Source organism: Trabulsiella guamensis ATCC 49490 (genome assembly GCF_000734965.1).
Lineage (GTDB): Bacteria > Pseudomonadota > Gammaproteobacteria > Enterobacterales > Enterobacteriaceae > Trabulsiella > Trabulsiella guamensis.
This window is the reverse complement of the sequence record NZ_JMTB01000115.1, coordinates 1-14,036: the sequence shown is the minus strand read 5'-3', so window position 1 is coordinate 14,036 and position 14,036 is coordinate 1. Positions and strand designations below refer to the sequence as shown.

Here is a 14,036-nt window from a genome sequence, read left to right as displayed (position 1 = left end):
CCCAAAGCGCTTGCCGTGCGTGGTGAATGGCAGGAGTCCAGGCTGGCCCGGACTGCCGGCAGGCTCAACACGACATCAACGGTCAGTGCGGCGCCACCTGAAACGCAAATTGTCATGGCCGGCACGGTCATTAATGATCGTCCGTCTGTCGCGGCGGCTTCACTCCCTGTTCGTCAGGCAGAGCACGGTCCCGTTCGCGGGCGCCGCAGTGAAGCCACTGTGGCTGACGCCGGTTTCAGTGGTGAGATCCACGTACATCTTCACGGGGTTGAGCGTCAGGATGCACGGGAGATTGGTCGTATCGTCGCCGATGCTGTTAATGCTGAACTGGCACGGCGTGAGCGGCTCAGCCGGAATAGTTTCAGAGACCGGGATTAAGGGGGGATACCATTATGATGATGATATACGGAATGTTTGTTTTTGAACTGAAAACATTGCCATACCAGCAACTGCAGCAGTCCATCAACTGGCGGCATGTCAAAAATGATCGTATCAACCGATCAGCAAAATGGCAGTATATCGGTGCCGGTGAAGCGCAAATCACCCTTAACGGTGTGCTGTATCCGGAAGTTACCGGTAGTGATGTGTCCCTTGCCGTGCTGACAACGCAGGCTTACACCGGGCGCCCGTGGCCGTTAATCAGCGGCGTCGGCCAGATTTACGGGATGTATGTTCTCACCGGGCTGCAGACGACACACGCGGAGTTCGACCGGTACGGGAATGCAAAAAAGATTGAGTTTTCGATAAGCTTCCAGCGCTGTGATGAAGACCTCCGCGAACGGCTGCAGGCGTCATCCGTTGGTGATTTACTGTCCGGCCTGAAAGACAAGGCCGAATCCGCATATAACACGGTCAGCAGCACGGTATCAAACCTGTTCTGACCAGCAGGCCAGAAACAAAAGCGGGCAAATGCCCGCTTTTTTACTGCAGCACTGCCGGCAATGACAGTGCCCGACTGATGCCGGCGGTTATTCCGGCTTCGGCGGCCATGTCAGACCCGGCGCATGGTCAACATCAACCGCACTTACGTCCTCCATGTACTGCCGCCACGCAATCAGTTTCAGCCGGTTTTCATCAGTGATGGTGCCCAGCAATAAATCTGTCTGCCAGAGGCTGATCGTCTCCTGAGCCGCCGCCAGTAACGTTGCTTTCTGCTGTTCTGCAACCGCCACGTCTGCCGCATGCTGTGCTGCGGTATCCGTCACCCAGGCGCTGCCGTCCCATTTGTCATAGATAGTGAGCGGGGCCTGCGTGGTGACGTCTTCTGAATAGTCGCCCGGCAGGCTGACAACGAATGCCTGTCCCGTGGATTTCAGATACACGGTGTCGCCACGGTGATCCGGAACAAGCTGCCAGGCGGTGTTCTCTGCATTTCTTGTGACCGCCTTACCTTTCATCCCTTCCGGCGGTGCGTCAGTGCATGAATTCGCCGGGATACCCACACCTTCAGCAAGGTACTCAACGGCAGACGACAGGTATTCGCGGGTTACCTGGTTAAACCGGTACACCGTGATAATGCCCGGTGTCGTTGCAAGGCCGTCATAGCCAATAACTGCTGCTGTCGTATTCATTATTCCGCCCTCACAATATAGTTAAACGCCACGTTACGGGGACGGGCCCTTGCAACATCATTCGGGCCGACAAAGCCGGTTTCAATGGAACTGGCATTCAGAACAAACCGGTATATCTGTGGCACTGATCCCATATTATCCCCAAAGAAGCTGGCAGATGGATCACCTAAACTTCCCGCCACCCCCTGCATAAACGAGTTACTCAGGTATTGCGAGATGGAAACAATGGTACCTTCCTGCTCGCTCAGAATGACGCGGTTCTGATCAATACCGCGATCATCATCCCAGCCACGGATAAATTCCGCGCGCAGATCCGGTAATACCCCTGACGGGTATGCAGCGGCGAGGATCGGATACAGCGTTTTGTTAAAGCCTGCACCGTTGCATTTCAGCCATCCCGTGGGGGGTGTTTCTGTCGGCCAGGGGAGCGGAACACCTGTCGGAATATGCTTTCTTAATGTGGCGATGGTAACGTACTGCGGATGTGCGTCCGGGTCGGTAATATGCCCTGCGAGTGCTTCACTGACAGTTACATCAACATACTGATGCGTTGCCAGTACAATGGATGGATCAACGATCAATGTCACTGCAGCCGTATTGCTGACGATCAGGATCATGCGCAGCGCCTGCACGCGGCCACTGCCCTCCTGTAACTGTGGCTTGTACGTCTCAGCACAGTTCGCCACGGCAATCATGTCACCGTCGCTGTCAAAGACAGCAAATTCACGGATCCACCAACCGCCGGTGCCCTCAGGGATCACCATTTCAGCAATCACCTGGCTGTCATTGTTCGGGTCTTTTGTCAGCAGGTTAAGCGGTGCGCGGTAGCGTTCGTTAACCAGCGCCGTTTGTTCCGGCGACGGCACAGGCAATGCCCCGTTACCGTCCCCCACGGCCATTTCGGTAATTTCCAGTGGCTGCCCTGATGCAATGGCGTCCGTCAGTTTTGCGGCGCCGGTATCAGTCAGTAGGGTATAGTATTTAATCGGCATGTCTGATTTCCATAGTATCAACAACGTGAGATGCGGCGGCGAACCAGTAACTGTCACCTGCTGTTACCGTTTCCGGGAAATAAGGGTAGACGGTCAGCGTGTCACCCAGGTAATGGCCGGCCGCCGTTCTGATATCTCCCTGTGTCTGTATCGACAGGAGCAGTCCCGCAAGATGTCTGCTTCTGGGTTTTGCATCATCGATGAGCCGTTCAAGCTCCAGATATTTATCTTCGGTGATCCCCTGGTCCTGGATGGCGATTTCAAGCCTGAATGTGCCGGGTATACCGTCTTCCTGCCACCACTCAGTTATCTGTGTCAGGCTGCCGAACGGTTCGATAACGCGGCGGATCGCCGTGATGGTTCCTTTCAGGCGGTGCACTATCCATGAGGCTTTGATTACCTGTCGTTTTGTCTGCTCAGACCAGTTTTTATCCCATCTGTCGACTGACAACGCCCAGGCAAGATAAGGCAGCAGCGGCGCAGGACACTCGTCAGGGTTCCAGAGCTTACGCAAATCAACGGGGATCCCGGTGAGCCGCTCCAGTGCCGTGGCCGCGCGGCGCATAAAATCACTGGCTGACGGGGGTAACAGGTCGTTACTCATCTGTGCCCCCGAGAGTGACGGTAAAGCCCGTGCACCGTGCGGCCTGCGTGTCGTCGATCACGATGTTTTCTGCCGGTGACAGCAATTCCACCCGCTGCACACCCTGAATGTGCAGCGCAGCAATCACCGCAGAGCAGGCCACGTCACGGCCGATCTTTCCCTGTTGACTCAGCCACAACTGCAGGGAGTTCTGTGCGGCAATATAGATGGGCTCTGACTCCGGCCCCGGATAGAGATAAAGCACAGCGTCAATCTGATAATTCACAATCTCCGCTGCCTGTACTGTCAGACGATCAGCAACCGGGCGCTTGTCTTCTGCCGACAGTGCCCTGTCAACGGTTTCCAGTAGCGCAGCATCCGCCGTGCCGTCGCCCTCCGTTGACAGGACAGAGACCACCACCACGGCCGGCGACGGACTGATCGCGCGGGCATCCGCCACTTTTCCGCTGGCACTCATGGCGAAATACTCATAGGCACCCGTTGGCCCTGCCACGCTCAGCCCCTCAAATGCTGCCTGCGCCCGCAGTCTCAGGGCTGTATCGCTCTCCATCACCGCCGGACTGTTTTCCGTTCCTGGCGTGATTTCAAGGCGCTGTGTGTTGTTGTTGGCAACCAGATTATCCAGATCCGTAGATACCGAGTGGCTCAGCATGCAGGCGGCAGCACCGTCATTGATACGCTGCCTGAGAATGACTTCACGGTACGTGCCTGCCTGGGCGATGATGTTCAGCGGTTCAGATTCCAGCGCCATGGCCGCCGAGACGGAAGCCTGCTGTTCCGGCGGGAACGCTGCAATAATCAAATCTTTCCACTCGCTGAGAATAACTTCAAAATCCAGCGCTTCAATCACCTCAGGCTGTGGCAGTTGCGACAGATCAACGGTTGGCATTACCGGCCTCCTTCAGTATCAGTGATGTGCCTGCGGCCTGCATGGTTGCCGTGATGATACCTTCCAGCTCAGCCCTTACAGCGCCGTCTTTTTCATAGTTGATATTGATGCGTGTCATCGCAATTCGTGGCTCCCAGAGCGTCAGCGCGATCACCGCTGCACTCATACACTGCAGGCGGGTGGCGTCGTTTTTTGGCGCATCGATCAGATCAGGGACAAGGCTTCCGTAATCCCTGCGCATCACGCGCGTGGCGAGCGGCGTTGTCAGAATGTCGCGAACGGAATTCCACAACTGCGCCGCGTCTGTCAGCAGACCGGTATTGTCCGGGTTCATGCCCGTGTAGCTGATCATCACTGTGGCCCCTGTGTTTTGCTGCCGCCACTTTCAACACCACCGTGAACGTGGGTGTGTACGGTGATACCGTTGGACGAAAGGCGGCCATCTGAATGAGTGACATCGCCCTTCATCGTGCCACCTTCAAGCAGCTCAAATGTTCGTGTTTTCAGGTGATCCGTGCACTCCACGACCGGCGTTTCCAGTGTGACGCTGACGGACGCCGTGATATGAGCGGTCTTTATGCCGGTGACCGCCAGCGCGCTGGCATCAGCATCATAATGAAATCTGGCGCCATCCGGTGCAGTCATTACCACTTCCTGCAGGGTGCTGCCCGGTGCCGGATGGTTGTCGCTGTATATGCTGCCAACAATAAACGCCGTTTCCGGATTGCCTCCCAGGCAGGCGAATAACACCTGCTCACCGATGACGGGCGGCACCCATATCTTAAAGGCGCCGGCGCGCTGAGTGTTCCAGCGCAGCCAGTTCGTCACAAGCTCGCCGCTCCTGACACGGACACACCACGTTTCTTCGTCAATTTCAGCGACAGTGCCGGTGCGGATGATGTTTTCAATAAGGCGCAGCAGCTCAGTATCCACGGTATGCCCTCCCGTACCGCCGGGCCTTGCTCATCTCGCTGATGATGATCCCTTCCACCATGCGTTCATCGCTTTCACTGACACCGAGTAACTCACGCACCGGATATTCAACAAAAATGCCTGGTGCCGCTTCGTCTTTCAGGCCGAGCTGATGGATGCGGGCAATACGTGCTGCCATACCGTCATAACCCACAATGGCACCGCTGGCATCACCGTGCATTTTCAGGAAACGGAAGGTCGCCAGGCGCTGAAACATTTTCATTTGCCTTCTGGTCGGACGGGTCACCGCGCGCGTGTTGATTTCCAGATAGCGTTCAATGTCACTGCGGTAAAATGTGCGCATATCTCCCCGGTCTTCGTCGTAACCGGTGATGCGTCGCCCGTAGCGCCCGATTTCATGTTTCCAGTTTTTCAGGTGACGAACGTCATCATTCCAGATAAATCTGATACCCTGTTGCGTGCGTGTCACCCGGCGCCGTCGCGGCTGAAATGAAGAGCCGTCAGGGTTCTTCTGTGCCCGGATGCGTTTCTGCTGGCTGCGGCGAAGCGCGCTTCCGATGGCGCGGCCCAGTCTGTGCCTGCCGCCATATGACAGCGTATTAACAATGTCGCTGAATGCCTGATCAAGTTCACGAAAGAGGGCGTCGGTCATACATTATCCCGCCATGTCACATCTTCTATAATGCTGGTCCAGTCGCCTTCCGCTGATGGAATTCTCGGCTTTGGCTCCGGTAAATGTTCAGCATGAAGCCGGCCTGACTCATCACGGGTGACCTTCACACGCTCACGGATCGGCAGCTCAAATAACAGATCAGCAGTATCATCGTCATTGATGATCGTTTTAAAGCCAATATCCCTGTTCTTCTGCGGGTTAAGCAGTAAATCAGGCTGGTTATCAGCGAGCCACGCCATCAGTGGCAGTACTATTTCGTCAATGTCCGCGGTGAATCCCATTAAAAAGAACACGAGAGTGTAACGGTACACGAAGGTTGGTGTTTCGCCTGTCGTCTCAACGTTACCTTCACCCACAAAAACCGTGAAGGCCTCCGGGTTCGCCCGGCACCAGTTACTGCACTCAAGCATGGTGGTGCGCAGTGCATTGGCTTTCAGCATGTTTACTCCTCCGGTGCCGTTTGCTGCCGCTGACGTTCAATTTCACGTATCCCCGACAGGTTGTTATTACCCTTCTCAATGACGGCAAGAAGCGGACCAATCCACAAAACCGCCTGGCAGTACGTCATTTCGCCGGTGGTAACGGAACCATCATCGGCTGCATCAGTGATGCCGGCACCGGCGTGCACTGCGCCGGCACGTAAACGGTTCGCGTAGTCGAGCAGCCCGCCAGCAATATCAGCAGGCACAGGCAAATCACAGGTTTTTTCACGTCTCAGGATCTCCCGGTATTCAATGACCGTTTTTTCAGTGCCGGCATCAACGGACATATTCAGGCTGCCGGTCTGTTCTGCAACCTGGTTAAAGCGGCTGAAATTAAAGGCCTGCGTTGCAATGACCTGCTTCTGAAGATGGTTATCAGACAACAGCACCGCGTTATCGCTCTGCACTTTCATCAGGCTGGCACGGCTTACTGCCAGCAGAATACACAGCAGCGCAATAACAATGACGGTGAAAACCAGCAATGCGACCTGCCACCTGGCTTTAATCGCCTGCCACATTGCCGCTATCATGATTCCGATACCGAACGTAGCCCCGTCAGAACAGGGAGCGGACGGGTGTCAACCTGCACACCTGCAGGCCAGCGATAACCGGTAACACGGGTACGGGGAAAGGCACGAATATTGACGGCATCACTCTGATTGCCGCCAAGTACCATCAGGTCGCCGTCCGGTTGCTGTCCGACAACAAATCCGACATGCCCGCCGCCGTCGCGACTGAATACCACCACGCAACCATAAGCAGGCTGTTCCAGTCGGTTTCCCCAGTTGAGGTAAGATTTTGCGGATTCGAAGCGGGAAGATTTGAATCCGGCGCGTTCAAGAACGCCGCCGACATAGGCGGCACACCATGGGGTCTCGTCATCCTTAATGCCTCCACGTTTAATGTCTTTCCAGAACTGCAGGATCAGCGGGTTATGCTGCGCCCCCCTGATCTCCTTTTCGCCGATATACTTACGGCCTTCTGTCAACCATGATGGTTCTTTCATGATTATATCCCCGCTTTCGTCTCATCCGGTATGTCAGTCATCACTGTTCACCTTTCTGCCCTTTCTCCCGGCCCTCAATGAAGCTGGTGACTTTGTTTCTGACTTTTTCAGCGCCGAGGAAACCGATTGATGCCCCGAGAAATGTCACCGCATTAGCCGGGAAACCCAGGAATTCCAGCGATCCCGCGATAGCCAGCGTCATGATCCCGCAGGCTATGGATCCGGTGATGGTCTGCACCAGTGATTTCCCGTCATAAATGCTCATCAGCGCTGAAATGCTGACTGCCGCGCAGGCTGCGTACAGCGCCGGTAAATACGTGGCAATCCATTTCATTGTCTGTTCCAGTAAACCCGGTGGTAGTTTCTGCACATTTTTCCCCTCAGCCCCACAACTGCACCATTTCCTGCTGTGTCGGGGCAGTGACTTCCGGCAACTCCACCTCCTGACCGGCACTGAGAAAAACATACAGGCTCAGTCCCGGATTGGCAGATAACACCTGTTCGGTGACGCCCTGCGTGGTGCCGTAATGGCGCCAGCAAAGCAGATCCACCGTGTCACCCTGCAACGCTTTCACTTTCATCAGCACAACTCCGCATAGACACGCCGCACACCACGAATATCCGCAATGCTCCAGCGTGCATCACGCCACAGCTCATCACGCTGCATATCCATCGCATCAGCAACCCGATCACCTTTTGCTGTCGTGTCCACGTCGCGGTATCCTTCCAGGACGAAAGCGCGGGTGATGGCGTACACCGCGCGACGGAAGCTGTGGACTTTTCTGCTTTCATCGTTGATCTGCGTTGCAGGTACATCCTGCAGCGTGGCGTAACCTGCCTGCTCCTGCTCTGTCTGCCAGTCACTGAGCTGGTCAATAACATGCGCCACAGCTTCCGTTGCTGCGTGCATCAGTCTTGATGTGGTGATGCCACCAGTGATGCGCGCTGCCAGGCGGAGATCATGCAGGCTTATCACCGGCCAGAATGCACCGGCACTGACCGCGCTTTCACCATCATCAACGTCCGCAACATCACCCTCTGCGGACATGACAGTTTTGCCTGCCACGATACTGCTCATGCCTTATCTCCCAAAAAATCAGGCGGTGGGCGAGCGGTCAAAAGACCGTAAACGGGCAGATAACCGCTCGCGCCGCCTGTCGCACGGGGGCGAAGTCGTTAACTCTGTTCCTGGCCTGCAGCGGAGCCGGGCTTCTTCGTCGCTGTCCTGCGTGAGCCCTTCGCTTTTGCCGCTTTGCCTTTCGTTGTTCTTTTACCTGCTGCGCCGGTTACCGCTTTCGTGGCTGTCGCTGCAGTACCGTTATCTGTGGCGGCGTCCGCCGGTACACCCGGCACCTTTTTGAGCATGCGCAGCAGAGTGGCAATCTCACGTTTAACGCCGGCATTTTTGTCGAGATGCATCGCTTCACGAAATAACTTAAGTGCGTCCCCCCATACTTCCGGATCTGTGGAAGCGCGGCGCACAAATGCGGCTGCCTTGCAGAGTTTTGCCCTGACCTGATCCGGCATATCGCTGCCGGCAACAATGGTTTTCAGTTCGTCCAGCGGTGCGATAAATTCCGACAGGTCAGCATCCGGATCGGTCACTGCCAGAGTCAGCACCGGCGCACAAAGTTCTTCCGTCAGCACGGTGGCAGCACTGCGGCCAAAGTTATCCGGCATATTCAGGTTATGGCGCACCACGTATTCACCGAGGCGCAGCGCCTGCGCGGTATCACCGCAGTCGATGGCCCATACCATCATGGTGGTGATGACCTCATCCTGACGGCCACTGTCTCCGTCAATCGTGCCATCGATCCAGCCGGTGAACTCCGGCATGAGTTCCTTTTTTATTTCCGCTTTTGCCGCGTTTGACTGGATACCTTTAAGCCTGGACTGGGCAAGGCGCAGCGTGTGCATGATCTGTTCATGCGCCGTACGCTGGACAAGGGTTTCTTCTGCGTGCTGGCCGCGTCGTTTTGCCATCACTTTCTGAAAATGATGCTGTGCCGGTGTTAACATTGGTTCTTCTCCCCTGACTGGCGGGAAATATCCCGCCAGTGCTGATGATTACCTGTCAGGTCTGATTACGCCTCTGGCGCCGGCTCAGGGGCCGGTGCGGCCTCTGCAAATGTCAGGCCTTCAATCAGCGCGCACTTACCGAAGTCTTCAACCACATAGGCATCGTTCATTGACTGATAAGTTGCGATCCGGTTGTACTCCGGCTCTTCTTTCATCAGGCGACGCAGTGAACCTTTCTGGAAGTAAATGGACAGGTTGCTGAATGACGTGATAAGCATCGCGTCAGCCGGGAAGAACGGCGCCAGATACACCGGCAGGCCACCGATCATGCGGGACGATACGATCAGCTGACCGGTCAACAGCTCAGAGTTCGGATTGGTGGCGCTCATCGCGTTAATCAGCGGAAGGCGCATCGTGTTGAACAGATCACGCCCCAGCATAACCACCAGATCCGGCGCGTCCTTGTACCACTCGTCAAGCAGGGTGGAACGGACGTCCTGCACCAGTGCATCCGGATTGCCATAATCACCGGCAGCAATCACTTTGTTATCCATGTCGCGCGACGTCAGTGTGACATCCGATATGATCCGCTCAGGTGCAAGCTGGCGGATGCTTTCCAGCCAGCCCACGCTGACATCCTGGCGCAACGGATTAGCTACCGGGTCTGATACCAGTGCATGCGACGTCCCGTTAAAGCCGATCATGATGCGATCGAGTGCGATTTGCTGCGCAATTTGATTGCTGACACGCGCCTGAAAATCAGGATGTCCCGCCCATGCATCCAGCACCGGATAACCAATGAACGTGTCGTAGTTCACCTGTTCACAGCGGTAGCGGCGCACTTTCAGATCGTGGGCTGACACAGGGTTACGGCGCTGACTGCCGTCAGTCGTTGTATTGGTACGGGCAATCGGGCCGAGGGTGTCAATCAGGACTTTTTCACCCTCCTGATCAACAACACCAATGACGTTAATTTTTTTCGTCAGTTCGGTGCTCTCTTTAATCGCGTTTTCAAGACGCTGCTGCACAGCAGGATCGACGTTATAACGGTTCACCAGGCTGCTGACAGGGATGTTATTAAGTTGCGCCTGTCGTGCCATATACATCGCAACCTGATTACGGGCCTGCGCTGAAAGTACAATATTCATCGTGAGTCTCTCTTTGAATGAGTCCGGAAATAAACCTGCCTGGCTGATGACTGAATGGATCAGAAATCAGCCATCTGGGTGCCATTACCTCCCGTGGCAGTAAAGCGGGAGTCCGGGTTGCTATCCGTGGTTTTCAGCCTGTCCGTCAGCGCGGTCAGTTCATTGCTGAGTTTTTCAATCTGCTTTTTGTCAGCGGCATGCCGGGTCTCCAGCGAACTGAAGCGATCGAGCAGGTCAGCATGCGACTGTGCGACGTTCTCCACTGCCTCGCGCACCTGGCTGAACTGTTCACCCTCAGATTTGCGACCATGGCTGATGATCCCCATCACACGGCTGAACCACTGCTTACCTTCATCGCTGCGTTGTTCCGTCAGCTCAATCAGCTCTGCCTCAATGGCGCTGGTGAACATCGGCGCTTCACCCTGCTGATGGCTGAATGTCATGACCTGCTGGCGTTGTTGTGCGGCAAACTGCAGGCGCTCGGTGCCCAGGCTCGCCGGGGTGTCCGTCATTGCCAGCCCCCTGAGGTATGCCCCGCCGTTCAGCGCACTGAAATTCGGGTCAAGCTCAATACTGGAGTAGATTTTTTTACCGTCATCAGTGAGCTTTTTCATGCGCTCAGTGGGCTCAATCTCGGCATAAAGTGCCGTACGGCCGGCTAACGGACCTTCAGTAATTTCGTCCGTGCTCAGTGCCATAACATCGCCCATCGCGGACAGTTCGCTGCCCGGAAAAGACGAAATGAAGTGCTCCACGTTGACGCGTGCACCATAAACATCAGGCCGGTAATTCGCCGCAGCCTGCTGAAGAAGTGATGGATTGATTTCACGCCCGTCAACGGTGGGCCCGGAAACCGCAACGCGGAATTTTTTGCGTGCCGGTTTAGTTGCACTGGCCATGCTGATACTCCTGTTTAATCTGTTTATGCCGGCCATACTGGCACCGTGTAACTTCATGGCTCAACGCGGTTTTGTTGTCGCCGTTCTGTCAGACAAAAAAGGGGGCAGCAGAGGGATCGCGCGCGGGGTAATCTCCACGTCATAAACAGTGGAGGGCGGATGATTCAGGACGCTTTTGTACGGCAGCGCGCAAAACAACTTTACTGGCAGGGATACCCGCCAGCGGATATCTCGCGCCTGATGGGAATAAACCAGAACACGATTTATGCATGGAAAAAGCGTGATGAATGGGACGAAACACCACAAATTCAGCGTGTCAGCCAGACAATGGACGCCCGTTTAATCCAGCTCACGGAGAAGAAAGACAAGACCGGCGGCGACTTCAAAGAGATTGATTTACTTACCCGGCAACTGAAAAGGCTCACAGACGGCCAGCCGTCAGCCGCCAGTGCTGGCAAACCGCCGCGTAAGCGCAAACTGAAAAACCACTTCACGGAAGAACAGGTCGCCGCGCTGCGGGAAAAAATACTGGGATCGCTGGCGTGGCATCAGCGTGGCTGGTATGACTCGCTTGACACTGTCCGTAATGCCGGTTACCGCAACCGGATGATACTGAAATCCCGCCAGATTGGTGCCACCTGGTATTTTGCCCGTGAAGCATTGCTTAACGCATTACGTGATGACGTTAAATACCCTTATCAGCGAAACCAGATTTTTTTGTCTGCATCACGACGCCAGGCGCAGCAGTTCAGGGGGTTTATTCAGAAGGTCGCGGAAGAAGTGGATGTCGAACTGAAGGGTGGGGATAAAATCGTGCTGTCGAATGGTGCTGAGCTGCATTTTCTCGGTACATCAGCAGCAACCGCGCAGTCTTATACCGGAAACCTGTATTTTGATGAATTTTTCTGGGTGAATAACTTCATTAAACTGCGCAAAGTTGCCGGCACCATGGCAACCCTGACAGGGCTGACGCGTACCTATTTCTCCACCCCGTCAGGTGAAACCCATGAAGCCTTTCCGTTCTGGACCGGCGATCGCTGGAACGCGAAGAGACCAAAAGCACAGCGTCAGCCCTTTGATGTGTCATGGAAGAAACTGAACAGTGGCCTGCTGTGTCCGGATAAAACCTGGCGTCAGATCGTCACGCTGAAAGATGTTGTTGATCATGGATGGGAACATACCTGTTTTGAGGAAATCCGTGATGAAAACAGCGAAGACGAATTCCTTAATCTGTACATGTGCGAATTCGTCCGTGATGGCGAAGCCGCGTTCAGCCTTAACGCACTGATCAGCTGTGGTACCGATGGTTATGACGAGTGGCCTGACTGGAAACCGTTTGCAGCGCGTCCCATGGGTAACCGTCCTGTATGGATCGGTTACGACGCCAACGGCAGCAGCGGTAACGGTGACAGCGGCGGGTTGTCTGTTGTTGTGCCTCCCGCCGTCCCTGGCGGAAAGTTCCGTACGATCGAAACATTGCAGGTGCAGGGACTTGAATTTGAAGAGCAGGCGAAAGTCATTGAGGATTTTACCCTTAAATACAACGTGCAACACATCGGCATAGATGTGACCGGTGGTAATGGCGACGGCGTCTGTCAAATCGTCAAAAAATTCTTTCCCGCCGCTGTCCCCTACAGTTTCAACCTGGCATCAAAGCGCGCACTCGTGATGAAAATGCTGCAGGTCATCCGGGCTGGCCGGTGGGAATATGACAGAAGTGAGCGGGCTTTAGTGACCGCGTTCAATGCGGTCAGAAAAACCAAAACCCCTGGCGGGTTTATTACCTACGATACCGATCGTTCGCGTGGCGTCAGCCACGGTGATTTAGCCTGGGCGACAATGCTTGCCATCATCAATGAGCCACTCGGTGGCGAAGATGGCAGTCATCGTAGCTTCGTGATGGAGTTTTAATGAAAAAGCGCAAATACACCAGAAATAACCGTGGCGGCCATGCTGATATCGGAGCGGCGCTGAAACGCGATCCGTCACTCAGCGCGTTCACGTTTAACGGCCCGTACCGGCTGGAGAGTCATGACCTGCTTGATAACATGTATTGTGCCGATAATGGCCGGTATTACGAAACACCCGTTGATTTTTACGGCCTGGCACAGGCGGCACGTAAAACATCATGGCATCAGTCGGCGCTTTACTTTAAACGCAATGTGCTGAGTGGCTGCTTTATCCCGCATCCGCTTCTGTCACGACAGGCGTTCTCCGGTCTGGCCCTCGACTGGTTTGTGTTCGGTAACGCTTATCTTGAGCGGCGAACCAACGTGTTAGGCTCACCACTTATCATGCGGCATGCGCTCGCGAAATACACGCGGCGCGGTATCGATACGGATACTTACTGGTATATCCAGGACGGGAAACCTGACCACACTTTCCGGCGCGGCGATATCTGCCATATCCTTAATCCCGATATTAATCAGGAGATCTACGGCATGCCGGAATATCTCGGCGGGTTATTATCGGCGAGCCTGTCCTACTCTGCTGACATGTTCCGCAAACTCTACTACGACAACGGATCTCATGCCGGCTGTATCATCTACATCGGTGCTTCACAGATTGACCGTGAAAGCATGGAAGAGGTGAAGAAAACACTACAGGAATCAAGGGGTGGTGGCGCCTTTAAAAACATTCTTATCCAGGCGTCGGGTGGCGGGAAAGATGGCGTACAGATCCTGCCATTCCAGCAGATCACCGCCAAAGATGAGTTTGTGAATGTCAAGGCGTCGTCGCGTGACGACATGTTAGCCATTCACCGCGTTCCGCCGCAACTGATGGGCGCCATGCCTGACGGTAACGGTTCGTTCGGTGATG

General features: G+C 55.0%; 19 protein-coding genes and 1 pseudogene. 4 read left to right on the top strand and 16 right to left on the bottom strand.

Translation table 11 applies throughout. The features are described from left to right. Both GTGU_RS26150 and GTGU_RS20430 read left to right on the top strand, forming a co-directional pair. A pseudogene (locus GTGU_RS26150) lies at nucleotides 1–378 on the top strand (phage tail tape measure protein); the annotation flags it as partial. 14 nt (nucleotides 379–392) lie between these two features. Then, nucleotides 393–881, top strand: a complete 489-nt coding sequence (locus GTGU_RS20430; RefSeq protein ID WP_038161678.1) for a phage tail protein — start codon at nucleotides 393–395, stop codon at nucleotides 879–881. 87 nt (nucleotides 882–968) lie between these two features. On the opposite strand, the gene GTGU_RS20425 is transcribed toward GTGU_RS20430, so the two are convergent. The 16 genes from GTGU_RS20425 to GTGU_RS20350 all read right to left on the bottom strand — a co-directional run bounded on the left by GTGU_RS20425 (nucleotide 969) and on the right by GTGU_RS20350 (nucleotide 11,216). Further along, nucleotides 969–1,571 carry a tail fiber assembly protein gene (locus tag GTGU_RS20425; RefSeq protein WP_038161674.1) on the bottom strand — a complete coding sequence of 201 codons (603 nt, stop codon included), beginning with the start codon at nucleotides 1,569–1,571 and terminating at the stop codon, nucleotides 969–971. Further along, nucleotides 1,571–2,563 (bottom strand): phage tail-collar fiber domain-containing protein, encoded by a 993-nt coding sequence (locus tag GTGU_RS20420; protein ID WP_038161672.1) that lies wholly within the window; start codon nucleotides 2,561–2,563, stop codon nucleotides 1,571–1,573. Before GTGU_RS20420 ends, GTGU_RS20425 begins: the two co-directional genes overlap by 1 nt. Further along, entirely contained in the window at nucleotides 2,553–3,167 is a 615-nt protein-coding gene (locus tag GTGU_RS20415) for a phage tail protein I (RefSeq protein WP_038161668.1), read from the bottom strand. Before GTGU_RS20415 ends, GTGU_RS20420 begins: the two co-directional genes overlap by 11 nt. Beyond that, the gene (locus GTGU_RS20410) at nucleotides 3,160–4,056 is read right to left on the bottom strand and encodes a baseplate assembly protein (RefSeq protein WP_038161665.1); all 897 of its coding nucleotides are present in this window, start codon (nucleotides 4,054–4,056) and stop codon (nucleotides 3,160–3,162) included. The genes GTGU_RS20415 and GTGU_RS20410 overlap by 8 nt, the downstream gene beginning before the upstream one ends. Beyond that, on the bottom strand, nucleotides 4,043–4,411 hold the full coding sequence (locus GTGU_RS20405; protein WP_084222819.1) for a GPW/gp25 family protein: 369 nt from the start codon (nucleotides 4,409–4,411) through the stop codon (nucleotides 4,043–4,045). Before GTGU_RS20405 ends, GTGU_RS20410 begins: the two co-directional genes overlap by 14 nt. Next, complete coding sequence (locus GTGU_RS20400) at nucleotides 4,408–4,989, bottom strand: phage baseplate assembly protein V (protein WP_038161659.1); 582 nt, start codon at nucleotides 4,987–4,989, stop codon at nucleotides 4,408–4,410. The genes GTGU_RS20405 and GTGU_RS20400 overlap by 4 nt, the downstream gene beginning before the upstream one ends. Then, nucleotides 4,979–5,641 carry a phage virion morphogenesis protein gene (locus tag GTGU_RS20395; RefSeq protein WP_038161656.1) on the bottom strand — a complete coding sequence of 221 codons (663 nt, stop codon included), beginning with the start codon at nucleotides 5,639–5,641 and terminating at the stop codon, nucleotides 4,979–4,981. Before GTGU_RS20395 ends, GTGU_RS20400 begins: the two co-directional genes overlap by 11 nt. Further along, nucleotides 5,638–6,102: a phage tail protein gene (locus GTGU_RS20390; protein ID WP_038161654.1), complete on the bottom strand. Its 465-nt coding sequence runs from the start codon at nucleotides 6,100–6,102 to the stop codon at nucleotides 5,638–5,640. Before GTGU_RS20390 ends, GTGU_RS20395 begins: the two co-directional genes overlap by 4 nt. Nucleotides 6,103–6,104: 2 nt before the next feature. Beyond that, nucleotides 6,105–6,662 (bottom strand): hypothetical protein, encoded by a 558-nt coding sequence (locus tag GTGU_RS20385; protein WP_051857400.1) that lies wholly within the window; start codon nucleotides 6,660–6,662, stop codon nucleotides 6,105–6,107. Between the two features lie 8 nt (nucleotides 6,663–6,670). Next, nucleotides 6,671–7,150 carry a TIGR02594 family protein gene (locus GTGU_RS20380; protein WP_038161651.1) on the bottom strand — a complete coding sequence of 160 codons (480 nt, stop codon included), beginning with the start codon at nucleotides 7,148–7,150 and terminating at the stop codon, nucleotides 6,671–6,673. 40 nt (nucleotides 7,151–7,190) lie between these two features. Then, nucleotides 7,191–7,520 (bottom strand): phage holin, lambda family, encoded by a 330-nt coding sequence (locus tag GTGU_RS20375; protein ID WP_038161648.1) that lies wholly within the window; start codon nucleotides 7,518–7,520, stop codon nucleotides 7,191–7,193. Between the two features lie 10 nt (nucleotides 7,521–7,530). Then, nucleotides 7,531–7,731: a tail protein X gene (locus GTGU_RS20370; protein WP_038161645.1), complete on the bottom strand. Its 201-nt coding sequence runs from the start codon at nucleotides 7,729–7,731 to the stop codon at nucleotides 7,531–7,533. Beyond that, complete coding sequence (locus GTGU_RS20365) at nucleotides 7,731–8,228, bottom strand: head completion/stabilization protein (protein WP_038161642.1); 498 nt, start codon at nucleotides 8,226–8,228, stop codon at nucleotides 7,731–7,733. The genes GTGU_RS20370 and GTGU_RS20365 overlap by 1 nt, the downstream gene beginning before the upstream one ends. A 98-nt stretch (nucleotides 8,229–8,326) precedes the next feature. Next, nucleotides 8,327–9,169: a phage terminase small subunit gene (gene gpM, locus GTGU_RS20360; RefSeq protein ID WP_038161639.1), complete on the bottom strand. Its 843-nt coding sequence runs from the start codon at nucleotides 9,167–9,169 to the stop codon at nucleotides 8,327–8,329. Nucleotides 9,170–9,234: 65 nt separating this feature from the next. Continuing rightward, nucleotides 9,235–10,317 (bottom strand): phage major capsid protein, P2 family, encoded by a 1,083-nt coding sequence (locus tag GTGU_RS20355; protein WP_038161636.1) that lies wholly within the window; start codon nucleotides 10,315–10,317, stop codon nucleotides 9,235–9,237. 59 nt (nucleotides 10,318–10,376) lie between these two features. Beyond that, nucleotides 10,377–11,216 (bottom strand): GPO family capsid scaffolding protein, encoded by an 840-nt coding sequence (locus GTGU_RS20350; protein WP_038161633.1) that lies wholly within the window; start codon nucleotides 11,214–11,216, stop codon nucleotides 10,377–10,379. A 159-nt stretch (nucleotides 11,217–11,375) separates the two neighbouring features. Here GTGU_RS20350 and GTGU_RS20345 point away from each other — a divergent pair, with 159 nt between their 5' ends. Then, nucleotides 11,376–13,127, top strand: coding sequence for a terminase large subunit domain-containing protein (locus GTGU_RS20345; protein WP_038161630.1), 1,752 nt, complete (start codon nucleotides 11,376–11,378; stop codon nucleotides 13,125–13,127). After that, nucleotides 13,127–14,036, top strand: a 910-nt coding sequence (locus GTGU_RS20340) for a phage portal protein (protein WP_038161627.1), incomplete at its 3' end; no start/stop codon positions are given. The genes GTGU_RS20345 and GTGU_RS20340, both read left to right, overlap by 1 nt.

Excerpts from the sequence above, each read along its gene's own strand:
- GTGU_RS20430 (WP_038161678.1), top strand. The coding sequence starts at position 393 with ATGATGATGATATACGGAATGTTTGTTTTTGAACTGAAAACATTGCCA.
- GTGU_RS20425 (WP_038161674.1), bottom strand. The coding sequence starts at position 1,571 with ATGAATACGACAGCAGCAGTTATTGGCTATGACGGCCTTGCAACGACA.
- GTGU_RS20420 (WP_038161672.1), bottom strand. The coding sequence starts at position 2,563 with ATGCCGATTAAATACTATACCCTACTGACTGATACCGGCGCCGCAAAA.
- GTGU_RS20415 (WP_038161668.1), bottom strand. The coding sequence starts at position 3,167 with ATGAGTAACGACCTGTTACCCCCGTCAGCCAGTGATTTTATGCGCCGC.
- GTGU_RS20410 (WP_038161665.1), bottom strand. The coding sequence starts at position 4,056 with ATGCCAACCGTTGATCTGTCGCAACTGCCACAGCCTGAGGTGATTGAA.
- GTGU_RS20395 (WP_038161656.1), bottom strand. The coding sequence starts at position 5,641 with ATGACCGACGCCCTCTTTCGTGAACTTGATCAGGCATTCAGCGACATT.
- GTGU_RS20390 (WP_038161654.1), bottom strand. The coding sequence starts at position 6,102 with ATGCTGAAAGCCAATGCACTGCGCACCACCATGCTTGAGTGCAGTAAC.
- GTGU_RS20385 (WP_051857400.1), bottom strand. The coding sequence starts at position 6,662 with ATGTGGCAGGCGATTAAAGCCAGGTGGCAGGTCGCATTGCTGGTTTTC.
- GTGU_RS20380 (WP_038161651.1), bottom strand. The coding sequence starts at position 7,150 with ATGAAAGAACCATCATGGTTGACAGAAGGCCGTAAGTATATCGGCGAA.
- GTGU_RS20370 (WP_038161645.1), bottom strand. The coding sequence starts at position 7,731 with ATGAAAGTGAAAGCGTTGCAGGGTGACACGGTGGATCTGCTTTGCTGG.
- GTGU_RS20365 (WP_038161642.1), bottom strand. The coding sequence starts at position 8,228 with ATGAGCAGTATCGTGGCAGGCAAAACTGTCATGTCCGCAGAGGGTGAT.
- gpM (WP_038161639.1), bottom strand. The coding sequence starts at position 9,169 with ATGTTAACACCGGCACAGCATCATTTTCAGAAAGTGATGGCAAAACGA.
- GTGU_RS20355 (WP_038161636.1), bottom strand. The coding sequence starts at position 10,317 with ATGAATATTGTACTTTCAGCGCAGGCCCGTAATCAGGTTGCGATGTAT.
- GTGU_RS20350 (WP_038161633.1), bottom strand. The coding sequence starts at position 11,216 with ATGGCCAGTGCAACTAAACCGGCACGCAAAAAATTCCGCGTTGCGGTT.
- GTGU_RS20345 (WP_038161630.1), top strand. The coding sequence starts at position 11,376 with ATGATTCAGGACGCTTTTGTACGGCAGCGCGCAAAACAACTTTACTGG.